Raw genomic sequence first — 25,912 nt, forward strand, 5'->3', positions numbered from 1 at the left:
TTAAATAATGAATCTAACCGAACACTACGATCAACTTTATAAAACATCTTCTGAGACTATTGCTGCAGGGAAATATGTGATTGATTCAGAAATAAAAAACGAATCTGATTCGCGGTTCGGAATAACTTTATTAATTCGTCCAAACGATGAAATAAAAGCCAATATTCAGCATTTTATCAATGAACTGAAAGAAGTAGAACCTGAACAATATTTTTATCCTGATTCAGACATTCATATCACCGTAATGTCTATTATTTCTTGTTCTACTGAGTTTAATTTAAATCAGATTTCACCAAATGAATATATTGAAGTTATCTGCAGAAGTCTTGTGGATGTTAATAAAATTAAAATTCATTATAAAGGCATAACAGCTTCTCCCTCAGCAATAATGATTCAGGGATTTCCAAGTGATGCAACGTTGAATAATTTAAGAAACAGACTTCGCGAAAATTTCAAAAATTCCAGTTTACAACAAAGCATTGACAGTCGATATGAGATTTCCACAGCACATTCGACTATAATGCGTTTTCAGGACAAACTTCACGATCCCAAAAAACTAATTGAAACTACTGCAAAATTCCGCGATTATGATTTCGGAGAATTTGATGTAAAAAGTATCGAATTAGTTTACAATGATTGGTATCAGCGCAAAACTACGACTCGGGTTTTGGGAGATTTTGGATTGAGATAGTTTTTCAGCCACGAATTTCACTAATTTTCACGAATTATTTCAGTTAAAAAGCAAATTAGTGAAATTTAGTGGAATTCGTGGCGAACTTAATATTTACTTACTTAAACTTTCCAAAATGCCATAAAACTCCAGACGGATCGTGCAGAAAACATTCGCTTCCCCAATCTAAGTGTCTTGTTGGCGTTAATTTTACACCGTATTTTTCAGTTAAATTGAGTGCTTTCAATTCATTATAATAACGATCAACATCATCAACTTCAAGAAAAATCATAGTGTTTTCGTTCCAGCTTTTATCATAATAATCTTGAAGATAAAAAGCGATTTCTCCGACTTTAAAAACAGAAAAATTATGTTCTAAAACTATTTCTTCAAAACCTAAATCTCGGTAGAAACTTCTCGAAACTTCGAAATCTTTAGAACCTATAAATGGACGAATTGATTTTATTTGGTGTTTCATTTTTTTTCAATTTTAAATATTATTAAAACCATTCAACTCCTTTATCAAGTCGATCCAAAAAGTCAGTAAATGAATTTCCTATTTCAACATGATATTTTGCATTTAAATCAATAAAAGGCGAAAGGATAATTTTTACAACATTATCATCATCAAATTCAATTCCAATAAATTCACCACTTCCATTTGTTCCAATAGCTAGTGTCTGTGGTAATTTTTCGAAAATATGATACTCTAAATTGGCATCAATTATTTCGTCTAAACTCCAAAGTTTGATGAACTCAGCTCCAATAAATTGATCAATTCCAAAATAATTCTCTAGATAAAAAATGTAGTCTTCTGGAAGATCAAATTTTAAATGCACTTGAATATCTTCAATCTCGACTGAAGAATTCTCATCGCGCTTTGGAAAATCATATTTTCTAAAAATCTCTTTTAATTCTTCTGTCATAAAATGATAAATATTTTTTAACCTTTCTTCAAAATACTTCCCAAACCGCGTCCAATTTGTTCAATAGCTTCAATTCCTTTTGCTAAAGGTGATGTCGTAAAATCTTCATAGGCATCCATGGCACTTTCTTTACGATCATCTTGCGGATAAACCAAGATTACGTTATTATTTTCAAAAGACTTTTCAAATTTATGAGGCAGTTTATCAAATATCGATTGATACGAAACAGAACCTTTTCTTGAAAGATTGAAGACAACTAAATCGGTTGGTTTCATTTCGTCTGTAATAGATTCGAAATCTTCCCAATCTGAAACATTTTTAAAGGCAAACTTGGCATTCAGTTTTAAATTATTGGCAATCTGCTGAATGGTTTCGTGTGTTTTATATTCAGCATGTATTACAATTGGAATACTTAATTCCTGAGATAAACGACAGATTTTTTGCAATAATACCAAGAAGCCAGCTCCTCTTTCTGAAAATGGAGGACAAACAAAAACCAGTCGTTTTTCTTCAATAAAATTCTTTTGAAAGCGGCAGATAAACAAACTCTTATCGACATTATTAATAATCGAATCTACATTTTCTCCAAAGATTTTATCGATAAACCCTGTTTTTCTAGGCCAGCCGACAATCACAATATCCGACATGATTTCCTTAGAAGTTCTTGCAATTCCACTTGCAGGATTGTGATCAATTCTGGCGATCGTATTAATTTTTACTTCTGAAGCAGAACCTTGAATGACAAACTTATCAGCCGCTTTTCTATATTTTAAAATATTCTTTTCTGCTTGATTATTATTAGGAACAATTGTCAGCAAAGTCACAGGATTTGAAGATTTTTTATCTTTAATTAAAAGCGCAAAATCCAATAAACTTGCTGCGGCAGAAGTTTTTGCCAAAGGAATCAAAATATGCTCATCTAAAATCTGATCTTTTCCTGTATCTTCTGGAGAAATTTCTTCTTCGCAGATGGCAATTTTCTTAGCTGCTTTTTCAGTCGCAAAGGAAGCTACAATACAAGTAATCAAAATTAGGATAATTGTTCCGTTTAAGATGTTTTCGTCTAATATTTTTGCTTTAAATCCAACTAAAATCACAGCCAAAGTTGCGGCTGCGTGCGCACTGCTCAATCCAAAAATAAGCTGTCTTTCGGTTCTCGTATATTTAAAAACAATTTGTGTAAAAAATGCCGCAATCCATTTTCCAAATATCGCTACAACACTCAACGTTCCAGCTACAATCAAAGCTGTAGGTCCGCTTAAAATAACACTTACATCAACAAGCATTCCTACTGATATCAAGAAAAACGGAATAAACAATGAATTTCCAATAAACTCAATTCGATTCATTAAAGCTGAAGAATGCGGAATTAAAGGATTTAATGCCAAACCAGCAACGAACGCGCCAATAATTGGCTCTACTCCTGCTACTTCAGCCAAAAAAGCGGCAAAGAAAACTACAGAAAGTACAAAAATATAATGAGCATGTTTTTCACTTTCCAGTTTTTTGAAAAACCATTTGGCAATTCTTGGAATAACCAAAAACATAATGGCCGAAAAAATAGCTAATGAAATGGTTAATTTGATCCAGAAAGCTTGATTTAAACTTCCCTGTGCGCTTCCCATAATCACGGCTAAAATTATCAAAACTGCAGTATCGGTCAAAATTGTTCCTCCAACAGTAATCGCAACAGCTTGGTTTTTAGCAATTCCCAATTTACTAACGATCGGATACGCTACCAATGTGTGTGTAGCAAACATACTTGCCGTTAAGAAACTCGCATTAAAATCATATTGCAGTAAATAAAAACAAACTGGAAATCCTATCGAAAGCGGCAGAATAAAAGTAAAAAAACCAAACAATAAACTCTTGTTTCGATTGGCTTTAAACTCATTCATGTCCAATTCTAAACCAGCAATAAACATGATATACAAAAGTCCAATGGTCGAAAATAAATCGACTGCTGAGTTTTTTGCTAAGATATTTAATCCATGTGGACCAATAATAACTCCCGAAATAATAAGACCAATAATTCCTGGAATATTTATTTTTTTAAGTAAAATTGGTGAGAGCAGAATTATAAAAAGTATTAACGAAAAAATCAATACGGGATTGCTAAGTGGTAATTCGAATTCTTGTAATAGATGTTTGAAAAATTCTATCATATTGTAATTTTATCTTCTTGTGGTATTAAAATTTGTAAAAAGACATTTTTCAGCATTAGAACAAAATCCCTGAAGTATTAATATTAATGAAGCAAGTCGTTTTTTAAACTCGTTCTTTTACAAAAATACCGAAAAAACACGAACTTTCTACGAAAACTGCATATTAAGGATTTAAATTTATTTCGTTGCTGAATTATTAAAATTTAATATTTTTTTTAACAAAAATTCAAGATTAACATTCAAATATAACTATCCATTGCGTTATTCAATTATCTTTGTCTTAACAAAAAACGAACAATGGAAGAATGTATCTCAGTTTTTGATATGCTTAAAATTGGTGTTGGCCCTTCAAGCTCGCATACTTTGGGACCTTGGCGAGCTGCCGAACGCTTTCTGGAAGAGCTTAAAGAGGAAGCAATTTTAGAAGATATTACAAGAGTAAAAGTCGATTTATACGGCTCTTTATCACTTACAGGAAAAGGACACGCAACAGATCTTGCCGTTATGCTGGGTTTGAGCGGTCAGGATCCTGAATATATTCCGGTTGAAGATATTGCAGGAATTATTAAAAAAATTGAAACTACAAGCGAAATCAATTTGGGCAACCAAAAAGTGATTCCCTTTTATTTTCTTCAAGATATTGTTTTCAATAAAGATTTCCTTCCTTTTCATGCCAATGGATTGAAATTTACAGCTTATAAATCTGATGATTCTGAGTATGAATCTACTTTTTATTCTATCGGAGGCGGATTCGTAGTAAAGGAAGAACGTACCAATGCGAAACAAAAAGAAGCTATAAAATGTGCTTTTCCTTATCCTGTTCAAAATGCTGCGGAATTATTAAATTATACTATTTCTGAAAACAAATCCATTTCGGAAATTGTATATGAAAATGAAATTTCGATGCGTCCAGAAGCCGAAGTACATTCTGAATTAATGCGTATTTGGAATACCATGCTAGAATGCATGTACATCGGTTGTCATTCTGAAGGTATTCTTCCTGGCGGACTTCACGTAAGAAGAAGAGCTTTTGATATGCATCAAAACCTTATTGGACTATCTAATTACACTGATCCGCAGAGCTGGCTGGAAGAAATTAGAAAAACAGAAGTTAAATTTCGTCAAATCTTAAAATGGGTAAGCTGTTTTGCATTGGCCGTTAATGAAGTAAATGCTTCTTTAGGACGAGTTGTAACAGCTCCAACGAACGGAAGTTCAGGTGTAATTCCTGCCGTTTTAATGTATTATATGGTAATTGAAAACCACAATGCAGGTGAAAAAGAAATCAAACAATTCCTAATGGTTGCTGGAGAAATTGGAAGTATTTTCAAAAAAGGATCTACCATTTCAGCAGCAATGGGTGGTTGTCAGGCCGAAATTGGCGTTTCGTCATCAATGGCCGCAGCAGCACTTTGCGAATTAATGGGCGGTACTCCCGCTCAAGTTTTGATGGCTGCCGAAATTGCAATGGAACATCATTTAGGTTTAACCTGTGATCCAATTGGCGGTTTGGTTCAGATTCCGTGTATTGAAAGAAACACAATGGGTGCTATAAAAGCGATAAACGCAGCCGAATTAGCTTTAGAAACCGATTCTAAAAATGCGAAAGTGCCGCTGGATAAAGTAATCAATACCATGTGGGAAACGGCAAAAGACATGAATTCTAAATATAAAGAAACATCAGAAGGAGGTCTTGCCGTAGCGGTAAATATGGCTGATTGTTAAAAATATTTTTCTGCCACGAATTACATAAATTTAATTTTATGCATTTTACTTAAAAATTAGTGCAAATTTGTGTAATTCGTGGCTAAAAACATAAATCAACTTCATGAAAAAACTTTACTTTTTACTTTTTTTCTGCTCGGTTTTACTGCATTCGCAGCAACGTTATTTTCTAAATTCAGATACAAGATTATATACTTCTCCAAATTCTACTTCTTTTTTAGGTTATTTTAAATATGGGGCAGAGGTTCGTTTATTGGAAGAAAATCAAAACGGCTGGCATAAAGTACAGGCAGATAATTTTAATGAAGGGTTTATTCAGGAAAAATATATTGCTAAAAGTCTTAATGCTAAAGACGTAAAAATTAGAGATACCGAAAATCCCATTTTAGAAGGAGGCGATACTTATTACGGTGGCAATCATCTTTTTGTAACTGTAGCTGGACTTAAAGCAAGGGCTTTACCTGATAAAAATGCAAAAATTAGAGAAATTCTTTTTAATGGAGATCCAGTTCCTGTAAATTACATTCCTGTAAATCCAGACGAATGGGTTAACATAAACGGGGGTTTTAATGAAGAATATGCGAAATTCACACTTCAAAAATTTCTAGGACAAAGACCTAATTTAGAAACGCTTATAAAAGATTTTGACAAACTAGATGTCAATGCAATTCCTGAACGCAAAACACTCAGCGAAAGAATTGTTGAATTGACTTGGAATAGCAATTACAATGATTTGGTTCCTGCTTATCAAAGATATTATGAGGTTATAAAACAAATTAACGATCCAAAATTAATCGCCGATACGGAATTGAATATGGTTTTAGCCAAAGCTTTATCCAAACATAAACCGCCAGAGCAAATCAGTTCTTTTATACAGAAATCGGAATATTCATTAAAAGGCGTTAAAACAAAATCATTGTATTTAACACAAACGGAATTGGTTAAAAGTTTTGGAAATCCGCCAAAAAAGTCTCGTATTTCAGATGAATGTGGTTTGTATTCCAGTGACTTATTTTATTATTATCCAGATTTAGAAGCTTCTGTTGATGAGAAACTAAACAAGGCAGAAATTATCAAAGTTTTCATTAACGAAAACAACAAATTTATTATCAATCCAAACGCTATTTTGGATCATACGTTGTCTGAAAAAGCTTTCATTGAAAAATATGGAACTTATATTGAAGCTTCGTTAAAATCACCACATAAATACTTTATCTTAATGGAAGACAGTCAATTCCGATTAGAATTCAGAGAAGGAAAATTATTTTCTATCGAAATATTCTATTATTGCTGATTCCTCATTTACAATTATTCAATACTTTTACATATTCAAAAAAAAACATAAAATGTCAGTAGCAAAGAAAGATTATAAAAGAATCACAACAAAGTCATTAATTGAAATGAAAAGCAACGGAGAAAAAATCTCTATGCTTACGGCTTACGATTATACAATGGCAAAAATTGTTGACACTGCGGGTGTCGATGTAATTTTAGTGGGTGATTCTGCATCAAATGTTATGGCGGGTCACGAAACGACACTGCCAATTACGCTAGATCAAATGATCTATCATGCTTCATCTGTAGTTCGTGCTGTAGAAAGAGCTTTGGTTGTAGTTGATTTACCTTTTGGCAGTTACCAATCAGATCCAAAAGAAGCACTTCGTTCTTCCATCAGAATAATGAAAGAAAGCGGTGGACACGCAGTGAAATTAGAAGGCGGAAAAGAAATTAAAGAATCTATTAAAAAGATATTACATGCTGGAATTCCAGTTATGGGACATTTAGGTTTAACTCCTCAATCAATCTACAAATTTGGAACGTACAGCGTTCGTGCAAAAGAGGAAGAAGAAGCTGAAAAATTAATTGAAGATGCTCAAATGCTTGAAAAAGTAGGTTGTTTTGCCGTGGTCTTGGAAAAAATTCCAGCAGATCTTGCTAAAAAAGTAGCAGACAGTATTTCGATTCCCGTAATCGGAATTGGAGCCGGCGGAGGCGTTGACGGTCAGGTTTTAGTAATTCACGATATGTTAGGAATGAATAATGAGTTTAGTCCGCGTTTCTTGCGTCGTTACTTAAACTTATACGAAGAAATGACAAAAGCAATCGGTCAATATGCTGCAGATGTTAAGTCTCAGGATTTTCCTAACGAAAAAGAACAATATTAATTTTTTGAGATGCTAAGGTTCTAAGTTACTAAGGCTCTAAGAATTTTAGTTACAAAGATTCAAAGTGACAAAGGTTTTATAAATTGCCTCCAGCTAAAGCTGGAGGTTTATTTTTAAATTGCTATATAGCTTTAGCCTAAATTTTACTATTCAAATTTTAATTAAAAAATGAAAATTCTTTCAGATAAAAATAATCTCCAAATTCTTCACGAAGACAATCACTTAATTGTGGTCAATAAACGTGTTGGTGATATTGTTCAAGGCGACAAAACGGGTGACAAACCGCTGTCTGATGTTGTGAGAGAATATATCAAAGAAAAATACAATAAACCGGGAGATGTTTTTTTGGGTGTGATTCATCGTTTGGACAGACCTACAACTGGAATTGTCGTTTTTGCCAGAACAAGCAAAGCTTTGTCTCGAATGAATGAATTGTTCAGTAATCGTGAAACCCAAAAAACATATTGGGCAGTTGTGAAAAACAAACCGAAAGAAACTAAAGCAAAACTCGTTCATTATTTAAAAAGAAACGAAAAAAATAATACTTCAAAAGCACATTCAAAAGAAGTTCCTGACAGCAAGTTAGCGAGCTTAGATTATACAGTTATCAAAGAACTTCAAAATTATACGGCTTTGGAGATCAATCTACATACAGGTCGTCATCACCAAATCCGCGCGCAGTTATCTGCAATTGGATCTCCTATTAAAGGTGATTTAAAATACGGAGCCGATCGAAGCAATCCTGACGGCGGTATTCATCTGCATGCTAGAAAACTAACTTTTGTCCATCCTGTTACAAAAGAGAATATTACAATTATTGCCCCTACTCCAGAGGATCCAATTTGGAATGCTGTATGATTTTTATGATTTAATTGTTAATTTTTTAATTTTTATCGATTAACTTGCATAGAGAAAAAACAAGCTGATCGAAAAAATGGATTATAAAAGTGACATCGGGTATCGAAAAGAAACACTGAAAAAGTTGTTACACAACATTCAGAAAAGCGAAGATTTAATCATCAAAGCTTTATACGATGACTTTCAAAAACCAGAGTTTGAAGCCGTTGTTACAGAAACAAGTTATGTTATTTCTGACCTTAAAAACACGATCAAAAACATTACAGCATGGGCAAAACCTGAACGTGTTTTTCCATCTCTTATTAACTTTCCTTCCAGCGACTATATTTATAAAGAGCCATATGGCAATGTTTTAATTATTGCTCCTTGGAATTATCCTTTTCAACTGGCTTTATGTCCCTTGATTGCTGCAGTTGCCGCTGGAAACAAAGTCACTTTAAAACCATCGGAACTTACCCCACACACATCGGCTATAATTGCAAAAATTATCGAAAAAACCTTTCATATCAATCATGTAGAAGTTTTTGAAGGCGGTGTAGAAATTTCTAATAAATTACTAGCACAGCGCTGGGATTATATTTTCTTTACAGGAAGTGTTGCTGTTGGAAAAATCGTTGCAAAAGCCGCAGCTGAAAATCTTACTCCAGTTACTTTAGAATTAGGCGGAAAAAACCCTTGTATTGTTGATGAAACTGCCGATCTAAAACTTGCTGCAAAACGAATTGTCTGGGGAAAGTTTATTAATGCTGGTCAGACTTGCATTGCTCCTGATTATATATTGGTTCAGAAAAACATGAAAGTCAATTTTATAACCTATTTAATCGAGGAAATTCTTAAAGCCTACGGAAAAAAAATAGACAAATCGCCTGATTTTGCCCGTATTATAAATACTAAAAATTGGTTTCGATTAACCAATATGATCCAAAATGAAAATGTGCTGTTTGGTGGTGAAAGTGATGCCAACAAATTATACATTGCTCCAACTTTACTCGAAGAACCTGATTTGGATAGTCCCGTTATGAAAGAAGAAATTTTTGGTCCAATCTTGCCAATTCTTACGTATGAAACCGAAAATGACATAGAAAACGTTGTAAGCCGCTATGAGAAACCTCTTTCATTTTATATTTTCAGCGAAAATAATTCATTTACCAAAAAATTAATTTCGAAATACTCTTTTGGAGGTGGATGTGTCAACGATACAGTAGTACATTTCTCTAATAAAAGACTGCCTTTTGGCGGTGTCGGCCATAGTGGAATCGGCGCATACCACGGCCAGCTTAGCTTTGATACTTTTTCGCATCATAAAGCGATCGTCAAAAAAGGAAATTGGCTTGATTTGCCTATGCGATATGCGCCTTACAAAGATAAATTGGCTTCTATTAAACGAATTTTAGACTGGCTGTAAAGGAGTTAAAATCATTTTAGAATGTTTTATAGATTTTTATATGGAATTGATTAAAAATATTATATTTACGTCAAGATACCTTTATATTATCACAAGTCTATTAAACAATCTAACGTAAAAAATGAAATCTACCTTTGCCCAAATTGAGGACATTAAAAGAAATGGCTATTCCCTTGATTTTGCTACCATTTTTAATCATGCCTTCGAAAATTATAAAAAAATAGCACTTTACTCCGGGCTTATCATCCTGGTATTTTCTATTCTGGCAGCCATGGCCTTTATGGGAATTATGATTGCCTATTTTGGAGTTGGCAGTATTACTAAAGAATTTTTACTAGACCTAGAAAACCAGCAATTTACCGAAATTGAACTTGTAATACAAACTGTTGCTGTTTCTGCAGTAGCTGGAATCACGGCACCATTTGGTGCAGGTTTTTTAAAAATGGCAGACTGTGCAGACAAAGATGTCGAATTTAATGTTTCAACTATTTTCAGTTATTACAGAGCTCCATATTTTGGACAAGTTTTTGTTGCAGCTTTTATTCCTGCTCTTGTTGGAACTGCTCTTGCTAATTTTATTGACAGTTTTGAAGTTTTATATATTGGAAATGTAATTTCCTTTATGGTTTCTTACTTTATGTATCTTTCCATTCCATTAGTTGTTTTTGGAAATTTGAGTGCCATAGACGCAATCAAAGCAAGTATTATTGTTGTTACTAAAAATCCGCTTAACATATTTGCATTTTTTATCATAGGTTTTATTGGCTCGTTAATTGGTATTTTTGCGTGTTGCGTTGGGATTATCTTTACAGTCGTATTTAACAGTTCTATGATTTATGCCACTTATTATGGAATTTTTGGAATAAATGGAGAAGAAGATTCAATTGATTCAATTGGACAATCAAATGTAGATTAAAACAGAAAAACTATTTTCTAAAAGAAATTAACCAATTCTTTTTAGGTTTTTCAAAAGACCGTTTACTAAACCAACATACCCCAAATTCTATGGCCGCAGACTATAGTTTTTTCAATTCGGTTATTTCAGGAATTGCCTGTATCGGTAATACCTTAGAATCAATTATGACCGCATGGTATGTATTCGACTCTGATATAATTTTTTACAATAACCCTAAACTAATTGTTTTAGGGTTATCGCTTTTTGCTTTTCTGTCATTGCTTGTCTATCAATTTTTTAAGATTAAAGCCAAAATAGGATATTTCATTGAAAAAAAGAAAGAACAAGATACCATCAGTAAAGAGTATCAGCTTTATATCTTATTTTTTGGTATTGCAGTAATTGTAATCGAAATTATAAATGAAATTTTTAAGATCAGACCGAAAAGTCTCTTATTTATCAACGTTTCAATTGGTATTGCAGTACTTATAATCTACTCGATAACCGATAAAATAAAATGGTTTAGAGAACATATTCAGCAAATTTTTATTTTCTCTTTCTTTATTTACATTTCTTATGTAGCATTCAATATCGTGATGCTTTCCAATGATGTTGTACCAATCATTGTTTTCTTAATTTCTTTTTTCTTTTCCTACAGCATTCTTAAACCAATCAAAATCTATTGGCTCTTTGTTGGACTTACGTTTCTGTTTTTGATCGCCACAATAACGTTTCAGCTCATTCCGATAAAATCTTCCATTTTACTTATTAATTTCTGTATCTTAATTTTCATAATAAATCAGGTAAAATATGCTGTACTGTTAAACAATCGTGATAATTTTAGATTTGCCAGCGAAATTGTTCACAAAGGAAACTCCCTGACCATTGCCTCAAATCAAAAAGGTGAAATATTATTTAGCAGTGAAACAATTACAGCCATTCTAGGTTATCAGCCTGAAGAAATAATGGGATTAAAGTTTTGGGAACTCACCCAGGATTCTGCATTTATAGAAGATTTAAAACCCATTAACAATGAAGAAAACAAGCTTTACATCAGAAAACTAAAAAATAAAAACGGCGAGTTTAAATACATTCAATGGAAAGATAAAAAATTCTCTGATGATTTAATCATTAGCATTGGACAAGATGTTACGGAGCAAATTCTTGTTCAGGATCAGTACAAAAATCTAATTCAGACTGCAACCGATATTATTTTTGAAATTAATCCAGAAGGTTATTTTACGTTTATAAACGAATTTGGTTTTTCAATCCTTGGCTATTCTGAAAACGAAATCATCAATAAACATTATTCCAATATCATTCATGAACATTACATCAATAGTGCTGTTGATTTTTATGAAAATTTAGTTCTCAATGAAAATAATTATCCAGTAATAGAAATTCCGATTTTAAAGAAAAACGGGGAACAAATATGGATTTCTCAGAAAATTATTGTTCGCAGAAACGACTTAGGCCAAACAACAGGTTTTTCCGGAATTGCAAGAGATATTACTGAGAAAAAGAATATTGAAAAAGAAAAAAAGAAACGTCTTAAAAAAATTGAAGCCTATAATAATTCGACCAAAAAATTATCTACAACCGATTTTAGCAAATACGACAAATTAAACACTGTTATTGATCTTATTCTAAAAGAAGCAGCCTTAATTAGTCGTGTCAATCGCGTTAGTTTTTGGAAATATCATAAGGATTTGATTACCTGCAAGAATCTTTTCAGTCTTGATAATCAAAACTTAAGTGACAAAAATATCCTAAACAAAGAATCATATCCTATTTACTTTGAAACCTTAAGTAAAAAAGCCATTATCAATGCGCCAGATGTCTTTAATAAATTAGAAACATCTGAATTTGAAAAATTATACTTCACCAAAAATAACATCAAATCAATGTTAGATGTTCCAATTTTTCTAACAGGACAGCTGGCAGGAGTAGTTTGTTTTGAAAGTACCGAAAAAAAACGCGAGTGGGACAATGAAGACATCAATTATGCCAGAACCATCTCAGATGTTATTTCTCTCGCTATTTCTTCCCAGATGCGTTTAGAAGCAGAAAGAAAACTAGAATTCAAAAGTAATCTTTTATCTGCACTTTCCTCTTGCACAGAGAAATTCTTACTCAGCAAGACAACACAGCAAATGTTCCAGGAAACCTATGATATAATTGGAAAAGCTGCCAAAGTAGATCATATGTATTATTATGAAAAAGATCCGATTTACAATACTGTCAGTCAAAAATACAAATGGTCGCGAGAAGGCATAGAGCACCAAATCACTCCTTTGCGTCACATGACCGAAGAAAATCTAAAGGAAATCTATGAGGCTGCGCAGCAGAAAAAAATTCTAAATACGCTAACCCGCCATCTTAACGAAGGATTCTTTAAAACCCTGCTGATTAATAATGAGATCAAATCTATTCTAATTTTACCATTATATATTAATGATATCTTTACCGGTTTTATTGGTTTTGACGATTGTACTAAAGAAAAAAGATGGTCTGAAGAAGAAATCTATATCTTTCAGGTTTTAGCTAATAATATTTCATCTGCTTTAGAAAGAAATCGAAATGAGACTAAAATTGTAGAAAGTGAAGAAAAATTCAAACTGATTGCCAATAACATTCCCGGAACTGTTTATTTATCTAAGTTTGATGCATTTTCGACCAAAATCTTTTTAAATGATGAAGTTTTAAACTTAACCGGCTATTCTAAATCAGAATTTATAGAGAATAATTTATCGTTTCTTTCTTTAATTCATCATGATGATAAAGATGAAGTCATCAACAATCAGATTGACAATTTACAAAAAGGAATGCCTCTTCATAATGTCTATCGTATAAAGCGCAAATCTGGCGAATATATTTGGGTAGAAGAATTTGGGGATGTCATAAAAAGAGACGATGAAATAGAATTTGTGGGCGGTATCTATTTCGATATTACCAACAAAAAAGAGATTGAAGACGCCATAAAGGCCAAACAATTAGCGGAAGCAGCAAACAAATCCAAATCTGATTTCCTAGCCAATATGTCGCACGAAATTAGAACTCCTCTTAATGGAATTATTGGTTTTACTCATTTATTAATGAAAACCGAATTGGAAGAAATTCAGGAAAAATATATGACCACGATTAATCAATCGGCTCATTCTTTACTTGAAATCATCAATGATATTCTGGATTTCTCTAAAATTGAAGCTGGAAAATTAGAACTCTTTATTGATCTTTATGACATTAAAAAAGTTCTCGGGCAAGTTTTCGATTTAATTGTTTACGAATCCAATCAAAAAAATCTGGAATTGGAATTAAATATTGATCCAGATGTTCCTAAATACATTTGGACAGATATTGTCAGAATCAAGCAAATTTTGATTAACCTGCTTTCAAATGCCGTCAAATTTACTACTGAAGGCTCTATCAAACTAAATGTCACCGTTTTAGAAAAGAAGAAAAACAACAATTGTATAATTCGTTTTTCTGTAGTTGATACTGGAATTGGGATTTTAGAAAAGAACCAGAAAAAAATCTTTAAAGCATTTTCGCAAGAAGACAGTTCTACAACAAGAAAATTTGGAGGCACAGGATTAGGTTTAACCATTTCCAATCAATTATTGGCACTAATGGAAAGCCGTCTGCAATTGGAAAGTACAATAAACGTAGGAAGTAACTTTTTCTTTGATTTAAATCTAAAAACAAGTAATCAAAGCATAAACGATAAATACAATGCTGAACTGAAAAGTTTAAATATCGAATTGGATTCTGAGGACATGGAACCCAACGACAACACCATTACTTTCTTAATTGTTGAAGACAATAAAGTAAACATGTTACTTTTAAAGACAATTATAAAAAACCTCTACAACAATGCATACATTCACGAATGTGAAAATGGATATGAAGCCATTCAACAATTTGAAAAGATAAATCCGACTATTGTTTTTATGGATATTCAAATGCCGATTATGAATGGTTATGAAACCACAAGAGCTATTAGAAACACAAAAAAAGGAAGAGATATTCCAATTATCGCTGTTACAGCAGGAGCAGAAAAAGATGAACGAAATAAATGTATTTCTGCCGGAATGGATGATTATATTTCAAAACCAATCATGAAAGGCAGCGTCGAAGAGACCTTGATTAAATGGCTTGGATAATTTTTAGTTATCAGTCTCCGTTTTCAGTTTGAAACCGTTACCAGCAATTCCGACTGAAAACCGAGGCTGGAAACCAAGACTGTGACTAAAAACTAAATTTATCTAAATCTAAATTTTTTCATAAAAAATCTATAAATTCGTATACCCTTTTATAACAAGTTAAAAAACAATTCAATATGAAATGGCGAGGCAGCAGACAAAGTGATAACGTAGAAGATCGAAGATCCATTAGCGGTGGCGGTAAAGCCATAATTGGCGGTGGCGTAATTGGTATTATTGTTTTACTTCTGAACGTTTTTGGAGGTGAAACAGGTCAGCAGATAGCTCCTATTTTAGAACAACTACAAGGCGGGCAAGGTCAACAGACTGAAGCTGCAGCTCCATTAAGCAAGGAAGATGAAGAAATGGGGAACTTTGTTAGAGCAATGCTAGCTTATAACGAAGATACATGGACAAAAATCTTTGCAGAACATGGCATGACTTATGAAAAACCTAAATTAGTACTTTTTAAAGGAGCTGTACAAACAGCTTGCGGAGGCGCATCGTCAGCATCTGGACCTTTTTATTGTCCTGGCGATCGAAAAGTGTATATGGATTTAGACTTTTTTGAAGAATTAAAAACCAAATTTGGCGCAAAAGGAGGCGATTTCGCTATTGCTTATGTAATTGCACATGAAATTGGACATCACATACAAACTTTACTGGGAACGTCCGCCAAAATGCGTCAGGAACAGCAAGGAAAAAGTGAAGCCGAAGCTAACAAACTATCCGTAGCTTTAGAATTACAAGCAGACTTCTATGCTGGAGTTTGGGCTCATGATAATCAGGAAAAACTTGAGGCAGGAGATATTGAAGAAGCATTAAGTGCCGCAAGCGCAGTGGGTGACGATGCCATTCAAAGTAAAATGCAGGGACATATTGTTCCAGATTCTTTTACTCACGGAACATCAGAACAAAGAATGTATTGGTTTAATAGAGGGTTTAAAACCGGAGATATTAAACAAGGTACAACCTTTGAAGAAATCAGATAATACATAAAACCAAATATATTAACCACCAGAAAAGCCCGACTTTATAATCGGGCTTTTTTTTAAAAAACTGTTCTTTGCATAACTCACAGTTTATCTCTATATATTGACTAAATTTTCGTGACAATTTATCCGACATTTTCTATAAAAATGCAGTATTGCAGAATTAAATTGAGAATGTTAGGAAATCTCATAGAAAAGAACTTCAGATGAATTTTATACTATTATAGGGTGTAAATACATCAATTCCTGCTTAATGATCTGATTTTTTAATTATATAACGGATTCTGAACTAACATTCCTCCACTGATATTTATCTCAACTTGTGGAATTGGCAATAATAAATCTTTTGGCCCTTGAAAAGTAGATGAATAGACAGATAGTACGCTTTGCGCCATATCAAACCTAATTAGATCATACAACCTTTGATTTTCATAGGCAAGTTCAGCTCTTCTTTGATTTAACAATGCTATTTTTGTTATTGAAGTACTTGTTACCGGAATTACAAATGCTCTATTGCGTACTTTATCATAGTATTTAATTGCATTGGCATCTGTTGTAGATGTGGCAGTTCCCATAATCGCTTCCGTATACATTAAATACACATCGGCTAAACGTAAAACAAGCCAATCATTTCCGGCCAATCTAGGCGAAGTTGATGTACGTAAATATTTTCCGTTTTGAGTTGGTATCGCAGAATTAATATTTACTGCTATACGCTTATCAAGAGGATCGGCTTTCATAAAAGCGGCAAAATCATCTGTCACAAAGTTTAAACCACTTGCCTGACCTACTGTCATTTCATAAGAAAAACTCTGGCTTTCTGTAGCGCTATCATTAGAATACGGAATAGCAAATAGAATTTCATCGTTTTTCTCGTTATAGAAAACATCTTTATAGTTCGCCTGTAAGCTGTATTGTGTATCCGCAACTAATGCTGCCAATAATGGCAATGCTAAATCGTATTTTTTTTGTGTCAAATATACTTTTGCTAATATCCCTTGAGCGGCCTGTTTTGTAGCTCTTCCAAAAGAAGTAGCCGATTTTACTGGAAGTTCATTAATAGCAGTAGTCAAATCACTTTGAATTAGGTCATACACTTCTGTAAGTGATTTTTTGGCGAAATATTTGGTGTCTTTAATTCCAACTACTTTATCAATTACAGGAACTTCCCCAAAAGCACGAACTAAATTAAAATGTGCCAATGCTCTTGCAAATTTCGCTTCTCCATCATAATTCATTTTTTTAGTTGCATCAGAAACCACATTTAAATGTTCCAAAACCGTATTTGCCCTAAAAATAACATTGTAATTTACACTCCAATATCCCGCAACCACAGAGTTTGTTGGAAGTACTTCAAAAGTTTCTAATTGTTTCCATTCTCCTTCATGCAAAGCTGTCTTCCCATTGTCTGATCGCATTTCAGTTAAAGCAAATTCATTCATTGGCACAGCTTGTAATCCATCATAAATTGCAATAACAGCCCCTAAAACATCTGAATCATTATTAAAATATTTTGTATCTGATATAGCTGATATTGGTGCTAAGTCCAAGTCTTCTTTAGAGCAAGAAACTGAAAAACCTAAAATCATTAATAATCCAAAAAATTTATACTTTGTATTTTTCATTTTCTTAATTTTTAAAATTCAACATTTAAACCAATTGATACTGTTTTGTAAATTGGCGCTGCTCCTTTTTGATAACCATAAGTTATTGGAGATGAAGGAAGCGATCCTGCACCCGTTGTAGGTAAAATTCCTTCTGGGTTATATCCTTCATAATTTTTTGCCATGATATATAATAAATTCTGGGCAGCGGTATATAAACGAAGTCGGCTTATTCCGAAATTTTTAAGATTATCCTTTGAAAAGCTATACCCTAAATTGATATTTCGTAAGGCTATATAAGATGCATCCTGAATATCTAAATTTGTGTAAATTCTTTCTCTTACTAAACCTGTATCTGGAAAACTTGGGACAGTTCCTGCATTATTACCAAATTCGTTTTTAATATATTGTGAGTCTATGTTTCTAACTTTGGCACCATGAGATCCTTGGAACATAAAACTAAAATCAATATTTTTATATTTTAGGTTGTTGGAAAAACTCCACACCAAATCTGGATAAGGATTTCCTAAAATAGTTCGGTCATCGCCATCAATTTTACCATCTCCATTCAAATCTTTCACATAAACAGACTGTGATTGCGAATTGATTGGATAAAGCGGATTTTTAATATATTGAGGCTGAATTTCTTTTGAAACTACATAACCATAAAACGAAGATATAGGATGACCTTCAAGAGCAATCCACTCTGCTGGACGTTTTGATTCAATTACACTAATCAGACCGTTTGAACCGGCAAAATCAAGTAAAGTGTTTTTATTGTGAGTAAATAAAGCTGAGGCATTCCAAGAGAAGTTTTCATTTTTAAGAATGGTAGAACGTAATTCCAACTCAAAACCACGGTTTTCAACTTTACCTTTATTTACTAAAGCGCTGTTAAATCCTGTTACTCCAGGAACCGGAAGATCTAATAATAAATCTTTACTCGTTCTGATATAGTAATCAAGTGATATATTTAAAATGCCTCCAAAAATACTGGCATCTAATCCTGGGTTAAATTCTACTAATTTTTCCCATCCTAAATCTGGATTTGAAATATTAGAAACATTATATCCGTTTGAAACACCTGTTAACGAAGTACTAATAGGATTTACCAATCCAAGATGTGCATATTCTCCAATTCCTGAGTTGCTTCCCGTTTGTCCATAACTCACTCGTAATTTAAGATCTTTAACAAAATTACTTTCTTTTAAAAACTGCTCATTTGACACTCTCCATCCCAAAGAAGCAGCAGGAAAATATCCGAATTTCTTATTCGGTCCAAATTTAGAGCTTCCGTCCGACCTGAAACTTACTGATAGTAGATATCTATCATCGAAAGAATAATTAACTCTTGTTAGATAAGAAACTAATTTTTCTTCTGTTTTAGACATAGAACCGCCACCAACACCAACATTTGCAGAAGGAATAGTTTCTATATAATCATTTACATACCCTGATCCTCTTAAATTCACAAATTCAGAATTCCAGTGTTCAAAAGTAAAACCAGCAACAGCGGCTATAGAGTGTCTTCCAAAATCATTATTATAACTAAAAATACTCTCTCCAGCAACGTGGTTTACAGTAGTAGAGTTATAGGAAGTACTTACATCACCGGCATAGTTTTTTGTTGCCAAAACTCCAGTACGGTTATCATTTACAATGTTTCTGTAATCGCCCCCAATAGTTTGTTTAAAATTAAAATGATCTGTGAAATTAAATTTAAAATAAGTATTACCAATAAGTTTAGTCTGACGTGTCTCATAATCTGCTTCTACCAATGAAGCATAAGGATTTCCATCGCCTGTAACACCAATAGAAGTTCCAAGTTTATCTGCTCTTGGTTTCCCTGTAGTCAGATCATAGTTTACAAAGAAACGTTCTTCGGCATAATCCCCCACTTTTACATTAGGAAATTGGTAAGTATTTACAAACTGAATAGAATGCTCATCTAAACGAATAGGAAGCCAAGGCTGCTGGCGAATAGCATTTAAATTTGAATTTGCCAAAGATCTTTGTTGTGTAATCGATGGGTTAAGCATAATGCCAAACTCTAATTTATCTGCTTTGGAATCTAAATTCACACTGGCATTCATTTTTTTATAGTTATCGGTCAACTGCACACCTTCGTCATTAGTATATCCAAGCGACGCTCTAAATTTTGTATTTTTTGTACCGCCGCTGACCGATAAATTATGATCTGTAATATAACCTCCATCATATATTTCTTTCTCCCAGTTTGTATAAGTGCCTAATGCCTGAACCATTTTCATTTCATCTGTCAAAACACCATTATTACTGCTTGATACATATTGAGCCCATTTATCTGGAGTAGATAAAATATTTGTTCTTGGCACAAACTTGTACCCCGTATAAGTATTGTAATTAAACTTGGTTGGTTCTTCTTTACCTTTTTTAGTAGTAATCATTATAACTCCGTTAGCACCTCTGGAACCGTAGATAGAAGATGATGAGGCATCTTTTAAAACTTCAACAGATTCGACCGTATTCATATCAATACTCCCCAAGAAATCTCCATCATTACCAACTGCAATTCCATCTAATACAATTAACGGATTAGCATTAAAAGAAATAGATCCCTGCCCCCTAACTTTAATAGTTGGAGCTGCCCCCGCCGATGGGTTTGTCTGCTGGATATTTACACCCGAAACTTGTCCCTGCAAAGCGTCATCAACACGTGAAACTGGAATTTGATCTAAGTCTTTATTGGTTACTTTTGATACAGAACCCGTGATATTTTTCTTCTTTTGAGTACCGTAACCAATTACAACCACTTGATATAATTGATTTTGAGCTTCGGCCAAAGTCACATTCAAAACGGTTTGATTGGTAATTGTAATAGTTTGTGAAGTATAGCCTATACAGCTAAATTGTACTTTATCTCCGGCTGAAACTGAAATTGAATAAACGCCGTCAAAATCAGTAGTGGTTCCTCCCTTAGAATTTGTTACCACTACATTAGCTCCTGGAATGGGAGTCTTGTCTGAAGCTGAAGTTATTTTTCCTTTTAATGCATATTTGCTCTGAGCAAATACCCCCGCATTAAACAGTAAAATAATGAGCAATGAAAATTTAACCTTTAAATTCATAATTTACTTTTTTGGTTTGTTTTTTAGTTAGCAAGCAATATAATTGTACATCCTTCCAGTTTTAAAGTGATGAAAGAAAATCAATTCAAATTAATTTGGTTTTCCAAATTGGTTTTCCAATTTAAAAAACCAAATATAAGTTCTTTTTTCCAATAAAAAAATAAATGGATTTTTTTAACAAAAAGTGTACAGCTAAAGAGTTAAATAAAACTTAGGATAATGAAATGGATATGCCGTTTCCTTAAATCTTAATCAAGACTTTAAGAATAGAATTAAAAGCATTAGTAAGTAAAGCGTTTTCTATGTAAATGGTATAATGAAAATATTGGAGGTACATGAAAGTAACTCTTTCAAATAATTACTTCAAGTCAGTACTTTCAAAAACCTTTAAATCAAATTTGATATCGTTACTATTAAAAAAATAAAAAACGATAGTATTTTCCTTTTTGGATTCTAAGATTGTTTGAAATTAGGGATTTTGAATATTGAAATTTGTTTTCGGGCGAAAACAAAAAAAGCCTTGAATTTCTTCAAGGCTTTAAATCTGGGTGGCTGACCGGGTTCGAACCGGCGACCCGCGGCACCACAAACCGCTACTCTAACCAGCTGAGCTACAACCACCATTTTTGCTTAGCGAGTGCAAATATAGAACAAAGGTTGAGTTCTACAAAGAAAAAAATGAAAAATTTTTATAAAAATTAAATCAAATTTTCTAAACTATTGACTGCCAAACATCTTTCAACAGTAAATCCTTCGGCAAAATCTTTCCCAACCAGCCTTCCTAAGTCCTGCGCACGATAATTTAAACTTTCAAAGAAGTTTTTACTGGTAATTGGCGTAGCAGGTTCTTTTGAATTTGGATCATAAAATTGGGTCTTATAGGCCGAAATTGCTTCTACTTTCTTTTTTTCAAATCCTGTTATGTCTACGACGAAATCTGGAGTAATATTTTTCCACTGAATATAATGATACACTACTTTCGGCCTCCAAGCTTCTTGTTTCTCGCCATCAATTGAAGTTTCGATTTTCATCAAACCAGATAAAAAGCAAGCATCCGAAACTAATTTGCTTCCTTTTCCGTGATCAATATGGCGATCATCGATCGCGTTGCACAATACGATTTCTGGCTTGTACTTGCGAATCATTTTTATGACTTCTAATTGATGTTTCTCGTCATTCACAAAAAATCCATCACGCATTGCCAAATTCTCGCGTACTTCAACTCCTAAAATCTTTGCAGCATCTTTTGCTTCTTGATCTCTAGTTTCAGCTGTTCCGCGCGTTCCTAATTCGCCACGCGTTAAATCAACTATTCCTACTTTTTTCCCAAGTGATACTTCTTTTAAAATGGTTCCCGCGCACCCCAATTCTACATCGTCTGGATGTGCGCCAAAGGCTAATATGTCTAGTTTCATAATTTTTAATATCAATGTCAAAAATCAATTACAATTCTGAAAAATCAAATTGATCTTTTATCTATTTTCTTTGTTCTATTCTCTTTTTTCTTTTCTCAAAACTCTTTTCATCGTCATCGATTTATTGACGCTTTCTTCCCATTCTTTTTCAGGAATGCTTTCTTTTGTGATACCGCATCCCATATATAAAATGGCTTTATTTTCCTGAATCTGTATGCTTCGTAAATTTACGAATAAATCAGAACTTGAATTGTTTCCTGCAAAACTGCTGTTTAATTCTCCCAAGAAACCACTGTAAAAAGTACGGTTGTAATTTTCGTTTTCTATAATAAATGCTTTTGCTTTTTTCTTTGGCAAACCGCAGACCGCCGGCGTTGGATGAAGTGTATCAATTACTTCTTCCAAAGTCGAATTCTCTTTTAAAACTCCCGAAATATCGGTTTTAATATGCCAGATGGAACCTGCTTTTAAACTATAAGGCTCAGAAACTACAACCGATGCTGCAAACTCGCGAAGCCTTTTTACGATAAAATCGGTTACAAACTGCTGTTCGTCTTTTTCTTTCTGCTCCCAGACAATTTCAGTTTGCTGATTATCTTTCTGTGTTCCCGCCAAAGCCATGGTTTCAAAAACATTTCCATTTGCTTTTAAAAGTTTTTCAGGTGTTGCTCCCATCCAAAATCCAACTTTTGGATGAAAAAAACAATAACAGAATGTCGCAGGATATAATTGAACCAAATGCTGGAAAGTTTCAATAAAATCAAATTCGGCCAGAAGCACTTCTTCACTTCTCGATAAAACCACTTTTTTAAATTCCTCGTTTTTAATTGCCTGAATTCCCTGAGCGACTAAATATTCGTATTGGAATTTAGCTTCAGGATCAAAACTCAAATCGTCAATTTCGATTGGTTCAAATGAAGTCGGTTCTTTTTCTGAAGTAATAATTTCAGATTCATTTTCAGGAATTAGAATCAGCTGTTTTTCATCAAAGGAAGCAAAAACAAACCCTTTTTCACTGTAATCTGAAACAGTATTTAAATCATTATTCTGTTGTAAAATTCCAACTAGATTAGCGGAGTTGGGTTTTGAATAAAGTACAAAAGGTAAATTTTGTTCTTTATGATTTTTAATTTTTAAGAAAAATGGATTCATAATTTATTCCCTTTTCTTTCTTTCCAAAACCATATTCGTCAATTTGCAAAGCGAAACCAAATTCCCTTCTTCATCTGTAATTTTGATTTCCCACAAATGAAGGCTTCTTCCTTTATGAATAATTCTGGCTGTACCAAAAACATAACCTTCACGAATACTTTTCAGATGATTTGCTGAAATTTCGATGCCTCTTACCTCCTGCTCTTTCGGATTAATAAAAAAGAAAGAAGCCGCACTCCCTACACTTTCTGCCAAAGCTACAGAGGCGCCACCGTGCAATAATCCCATTGGTTGATGAACGCTTGGGTTTACAGGCATTTTTGCAGTTAAAAAATCTTCTCCGGCGTCGATATATTCAATTTTCAGCGTTTCCATTAATGTGTTTTTAGAAAACTCATTGCAGCGCGCTAAAATCTGCTCTTTTGTGTAATTCATTAAAATAATCTTTAAAATCGTAAAATTAAAGAAAGATAAGACATGAATCTTAAATCAGATTCAAAAATTTAAAATTCAACTTCAAACATGTAGGTTTTTTGTTATTTTTACAAAAACAATCAAAATCAATCTTTGGCTTTTTTTTGCCACTGATTAAAAAAAAATCCGTGATTGTACAATTTATTCGCCACGACTCGAGCGATAGCGAATAGTCGAAGCAATTCACGAATTTTTATTTAAAATAATTCGTGAATTCGTGGCTAAAAAAATATATTTTAAATGCGTCAATACTTTACAATCTTTTTTCTGGGTTTAATTCTAGCTTTTAGTTCTTGTAGAACTGATTTTGATACTGTTGTCAGTACTGGAGATTTGAAGTTTTCAAAAGACACTGTTTATTTAGATACCGTTTTTAAAAATATTGGTTCAAGCACGTACCAATTAAAAGTTTACAATCGAAGCAAAAACGATATTTCAATTCCGATTGTACAGCTTAAAAAAGGTTTAAATTCTAAATACAGAATGACCGTCGACGGAATGACAGGAGACAACGGAAAGATTTTTAAAGATGTTACGCTTTTAGCAAAAGACAGTCTCTACATTTTTATAGAAACCACCGCCGATATTACAGACGCCAATCCGACCGATTTTTTATATACCGATGAAATCCAGTTTGACAGCGGTGCGAATCTTCAGGAAGTAGCTTTGGTTACCTTGATTCAGGATGCTGTTTTTTTATATCCGAATCAAAATCCAGACGGAACAAAAGAAAAAATAAAAATTGAAGGTAAAGATGTCGACGGATTTTATCTAAATGAAAATGACCCTGAAAATGGAAACGAACTCATTTTTACGAAGCAAAAACCTTACGTAATATATGGCTATGCTGGAGTTCCAGAAAATAAAACCGTAATTTTTGAAGCCGGTGCAAGAGTACACTTCCACGCCAACTCTGGTTTATATATTGGAAACAAGGCTTCTTTACAAATTAACGGAACCACTTCTACAACAGATAAACTCGAAAATGAAGTTATTTTTGAAGGCGATCGTTTAGAATCCCTTTATTCTGATATCCCTGGACAATGGAAATCGGTTCTATTTGCAAACGGAAGCATGAATCATAATATCAATCATTTGACTTTGAAAAATGCAGTTGTTGGTTTAGATTTTAAAAATCCACTTAACAACATTACAATTCAGAATACTCAGATTTATAATTGTGTTGAATATGGAATTTTAGCTCAAAATGCGCAGATTACTGGAGAAAACATCGTGATTAATTATGCTGGTTTAGCGAGTTTATCTTGCGTTTATGGCGGAAATTACAAATTCACACATTGTACTTTCAATAACAATTGGTCAGCTCCTTCGCAATTTGCGGTTAGTTTGAGCAATTCGTTAACTGGAGCAGTTCCAGAATCAAATGCGCTAACTCAAGCTACTTTTAATAACTGTATTATTTATGGATCCAGTACAAACGAATTTAATTTGAGTAAAAATGCTAATTCTCCTTTTGTTTATCAATTAAACAATTGTCTTTTAAAATTCAGCAGTTCCTCTACAAATCCGCTTTATCAGTTTAAAACAGATACAGAACATTACAGCAATATCATTCTAAACGAAAATCCGAAGTTTTACAAACCTTCTGAAAACAAATTCAATATTGATAAAACTTCTGCCGCTTTCGCGAAAGGAAATCAGGTGTATCTCATTCCGTTGGATATTTTAGGATTAACCAGAACTTCTCCACCGGATTTGGGTGCTTATCAGAATCAAGATTTCCCTAAGTAGTTTTTTTTTTTGCCACGAAGGCGCTAAGGCGCAAAGTTTTTTTTAGCAAAGTGTCCGAATAGTTTGTCATTTCGACGGAGGAGAAATCTTCGCGAGTAACTCCGCAAAGAGAATCCAATCTTTGTCGAGCTTCTTGTGGAGATTTCTCCTTCGTCGAAATGACAAAAAATGACGAAAATCTTTGCGGTTGATATAAAAAAACTTTGCGCCTTAGCGCCTTCGTGGCAAAAAAACATCCTCATTCTGCAAATTTCTCGGATTTACTTTAGAAAAATTTGTAATTAAATTTTAAGAATATCTTCCTTATCATGAAGTCCTTTTTCGATTGAAATTTTAAAAACACCAAACGTTTACAAGCAAAAATTAAAAATCAAAAAATGTTAAATTTCAACTGAAATAAACAGC

Annotated in this window: 18 protein-coding genes and 1 tRNA gene; 10 read left to right on the forward strand and 9 right to left on the reverse strand. The window is 33.2% G+C overall.

Translation table 11 applies throughout. From position 1 onward, the window contains the following. The first annotated feature begins 7 nt into the window (after nucleotides 1-7). Nucleotides 8-691 (forward strand): 2'-5' RNA ligase family protein, encoded by a 684-nt coding sequence (locus P2W65_RS23450; protein ID WP_289661892.1) that lies wholly within the window; start codon nucleotides 8-10, stop codon nucleotides 689-691. 97 nt (nucleotides 692-788) lie between these two features. Here the strand turns inward: P2W65_RS23450 and P2W65_RS23455 are convergent, their stop codons facing one another. The 3 genes from P2W65_RS23455 to P2W65_RS23465 are packed head-to-tail and all read right to left on the reverse strand — an operon-like array spanning nucleotide 789 to nucleotide 3,761. Further along, nucleotides 789-1,148 carry a VOC family protein gene (locus P2W65_RS23455; RefSeq protein ID WP_289661895.1) on the reverse strand — a complete coding sequence of 120 codons (360 nt, stop codon included), beginning with the start codon at nucleotides 1,146-1,148 and terminating at the stop codon, nucleotides 789-791. A 22-nt stretch (nucleotides 1,149-1,170) separates the two neighbouring features. Beyond that, nucleotides 1,171-1,596 (reverse strand): SMI1/KNR4 family protein, encoded by a 426-nt coding sequence (locus P2W65_RS23460; protein WP_289661896.1) that lies wholly within the window; start codon nucleotides 1,594-1,596, stop codon nucleotides 1,171-1,173. 17 nt (nucleotides 1,597-1,613) lie between these two features. Next, nucleotides 1,614-3,761 (reverse strand): cation:proton antiporter, encoded by a 2,148-nt coding sequence (locus P2W65_RS23465; protein ID WP_289661898.1) that lies wholly within the window; start codon nucleotides 3,759-3,761, stop codon nucleotides 1,614-1,616. Between the two features lie 297 nt (nucleotides 3,762-4,058). Here P2W65_RS23465 and P2W65_RS23470 point away from each other — a divergent pair, with 297 nt between their 5' ends. The 8 genes from P2W65_RS23470 to ypfJ all read left to right on the forward strand — a co-directional run bounded on the left by P2W65_RS23470 (nucleotide 4,059) and on the right by ypfJ (nucleotide 16,003). Next, nucleotides 4,059-5,486 (forward strand): L-serine ammonia-lyase, encoded by a 1,428-nt coding sequence (locus P2W65_RS23470; RefSeq protein ID WP_289661900.1) that lies wholly within the window; start codon nucleotides 4,059-4,061, stop codon nucleotides 5,484-5,486. Between the two features lie 103 nt (nucleotides 5,487-5,589). After that, complete coding sequence (locus tag P2W65_RS23475) at nucleotides 5,590-6,780, forward strand: SH3 domain-containing protein (RefSeq protein WP_289661901.1); 1,191 nt, start codon at nucleotides 5,590-5,592, stop codon at nucleotides 6,778-6,780. 52 nt (nucleotides 6,781-6,832) lie between these two features. After that, entirely contained in the window at nucleotides 6,833-7,651 is an 819-nt protein-coding gene (gene panB, locus P2W65_RS23480) for a 3-methyl-2-oxobutanoate hydroxymethyltransferase (protein WP_289661902.1), read from the forward strand. 168 nt (nucleotides 7,652-7,819) lie between these two features. Further along, a complete protein-coding gene (locus P2W65_RS23485; RefSeq protein WP_289661904.1) occupies nucleotides 7,820-8,509 on the forward strand; it encodes an RluA family pseudouridine synthase in 690 nt (229 codons plus the stop codon). A gap of 76 nt (nucleotides 8,510-8,585) precedes the next feature. Next, nucleotides 8,586-9,914, forward strand: a complete 1,329-nt coding sequence (locus P2W65_RS23490; protein WP_289661905.1) for an aldehyde dehydrogenase — start codon at nucleotides 8,586-8,588, stop codon at nucleotides 9,912-9,914. Nucleotides 9,915-10,035: 121 nt separating this feature from the next. Then, a complete protein-coding gene (locus tag P2W65_RS23495) occupies nucleotides 10,036-10,830 on the forward strand; it encodes a DUF2189 domain-containing protein (RefSeq protein WP_289661906.1) in 795 nt (264 codons plus the stop codon). A gap of 89 nt (nucleotides 10,831-10,919) precedes the next feature. Beyond that, a complete protein-coding gene (locus tag P2W65_RS23500; RefSeq protein ID WP_289661908.1) occupies nucleotides 10,920-14,972 on the forward strand; it encodes a PAS domain S-box protein in 4,053 nt (1,350 codons plus the stop codon). 176 nt (nucleotides 14,973-15,148) lie between these two features. Beyond that, nucleotides 15,149-16,003, forward strand: a complete 855-nt coding sequence (gene ypfJ / locus P2W65_RS23505) for a KPN_02809 family neutral zinc metallopeptidase (RefSeq protein ID WP_289661910.1) — start codon at nucleotides 15,149-15,151, stop codon at nucleotides 16,001-16,003. A 266-nt stretch (nucleotides 16,004-16,269) separates the two neighbouring features. On the opposite strand, the gene P2W65_RS23510 is transcribed toward ypfJ, so the two are convergent. From P2W65_RS23510 to P2W65_RS23535, 6 genes are all read right to left on the reverse strand, one after another. After that, nucleotides 16,270-17,628 (reverse strand): RagB/SusD family nutrient uptake outer membrane protein, encoded by a 1,359-nt coding sequence (locus tag P2W65_RS23510; RefSeq protein ID WP_289661912.1) that lies wholly within the window; start codon nucleotides 17,626-17,628, stop codon nucleotides 16,270-16,272. 11 nt (nucleotides 17,629-17,639) lie between these two features. Then, the gene (locus tag P2W65_RS23515) at nucleotides 17,640-20,714 is read right to left on the reverse strand and encodes a SusC/RagA family TonB-linked outer membrane protein (protein ID WP_289661913.1); all 3,075 of its coding nucleotides are present in this window, start codon (nucleotides 20,712-20,714) and stop codon (nucleotides 17,640-17,642) included. Nucleotides 20,715-21,261: 547 nt separating this feature from the next. Further along, nucleotides 21,262-21,335, reverse strand: a tRNA-His gene (locus P2W65_RS23520). Nucleotides 21,336-21,412: 77 nt separating this feature from the next. Then, nucleotides 21,413-22,129, reverse strand: a complete 717-nt coding sequence (gene bshB1, locus P2W65_RS23525; protein ID WP_179002824.1) for a bacillithiol biosynthesis deacetylase BshB1 — start codon at nucleotides 22,127-22,129, stop codon at nucleotides 21,413-21,415. A gap of 75 nt (nucleotides 22,130-22,204) precedes the next feature. Beyond that, entirely contained in the window at nucleotides 22,205-23,281 is a 1,077-nt protein-coding gene (locus P2W65_RS23530; protein ID WP_289661914.1) for a chorismate-binding protein, read from the reverse strand. A 3-nt stretch (nucleotides 23,282-23,284) separates the two neighbouring features. Continuing rightward, complete coding sequence (locus P2W65_RS23535; protein ID WP_179002822.1) at nucleotides 23,285-23,716, reverse strand: PaaI family thioesterase; 432 nt, start codon at nucleotides 23,714-23,716, stop codon at nucleotides 23,285-23,287. A 279-nt stretch (nucleotides 23,717-23,995) separates the two neighbouring features. Between P2W65_RS23535 and P2W65_RS23540 the strand changes: the two genes are divergently transcribed. Further along, the gene (locus P2W65_RS23540; protein ID WP_289661915.1) at nucleotides 23,996-25,507 is read left to right on the forward strand and encodes a hypothetical protein; all 1,512 of its coding nucleotides are present in this window, start codon (nucleotides 23,996-23,998) and stop codon (nucleotides 25,505-25,507) included. Nucleotides 25,508-25,912: the final 405 nt, after the last annotated feature.

This window comes from Flavobacterium panacagri (assembly GCF_030378165.1).
GTDB classification, from domain to species: domain Bacteria; phylum Bacteroidota; class Bacteroidia; order Flavobacteriales; family Flavobacteriaceae; genus Flavobacterium; species Flavobacterium panacagri.

Excerpts from the sequence above, each read along its gene's own strand:
- P2W65_RS23540 (WP_289661915.1), top strand. The coding sequence starts at position 23,996 with ATGCGTCAATACTTTACAATCTTTTTTCTGGGTTTAATTCTAGCTTTT.
- ypfJ (WP_289661910.1), top strand. The coding sequence starts at position 15,149 with ATGAAATGGCGAGGCAGCAGACAAAGTGATAACGTAGAAGATCGAAGA.
- P2W65_RS23460 (WP_289661896.1), bottom strand. The coding sequence starts at position 1,596 with ATGACAGAAGAATTAAAAGAGATTTTTAGAAAATATGATTTTCCAAAG.
- P2W65_RS23510 (WP_289661912.1), bottom strand. The coding sequence starts at position 17,628 with ATGAAAAATACAAAGTATAAATTTTTTGGATTATTAATGATTTTAGGT.
- P2W65_RS23490 (WP_289661905.1), top strand. The coding sequence starts at position 8,586 with ATGGATTATAAAAGTGACATCGGGTATCGAAAAGAAACACTGAAAAAG.
- P2W65_RS23535 (WP_179002822.1), bottom strand. The coding sequence starts at position 23,716 with ATGAATTACACAAAAGAGCAGATTTTAGCGCGCTGCAATGAGTTTTCT.
- P2W65_RS23475 (WP_289661901.1), top strand. The coding sequence starts at position 5,590 with ATGAAAAAACTTTACTTTTTACTTTTTTTCTGCTCGGTTTTACTGCAT.
- panB (WP_289661902.1), top strand. The coding sequence starts at position 6,833 with ATGTCAGTAGCAAAGAAAGATTATAAAAGAATCACAACAAAGTCATTA.
- P2W65_RS23500 (WP_289661908.1), top strand. The coding sequence starts at position 10,920 with ATGGCCGCAGACTATAGTTTTTTCAATTCGGTTATTTCAGGAATTGCC.
- P2W65_RS23465 (WP_289661898.1), bottom strand. The coding sequence starts at position 3,761 with ATGATAGAATTTTTCAAACATCTATTACAAGAATTCGAATTACCACTT.
- P2W65_RS23515 (WP_289661913.1), bottom strand. The coding sequence starts at position 20,714 with ATGAATTTAAAGGTTAAATTTTCATTGCTCATTATTTTACTGTTTAAT.
- P2W65_RS23495 (WP_289661906.1), top strand. The coding sequence starts at position 10,036 with ATGAAATCTACCTTTGCCCAAATTGAGGACATTAAAAGAAATGGCTAT.
- P2W65_RS23470 (WP_289661900.1), top strand. The coding sequence starts at position 4,059 with ATGGAAGAATGTATCTCAGTTTTTGATATGCTTAAAATTGGTGTTGGC.
- P2W65_RS23485 (WP_289661904.1), top strand. The coding sequence starts at position 7,820 with ATGAAAATTCTTTCAGATAAAAATAATCTCCAAATTCTTCACGAAGAC.
- bshB1 (WP_179002824.1), bottom strand. The coding sequence starts at position 22,129 with ATGAAACTAGACATATTAGCCTTTGGCGCACATCCAGACGATGTAGAA.
- P2W65_RS23530 (WP_289661914.1), bottom strand. The coding sequence starts at position 23,281 with ATGAATCCATTTTTCTTAAAAATTAAAAATCATAAAGAACAAAATTTA.
- P2W65_RS23455 (WP_289661895.1), bottom strand. The coding sequence starts at position 1,148 with ATGAAACACCAAATAAAATCAATTCGTCCATTTATAGGTTCTAAAGAT.
- P2W65_RS23450 (WP_289661892.1), top strand. The coding sequence starts at position 8 with ATGAATCTAACCGAACACTACGATCAACTTTATAAAACATCTTCTGAG.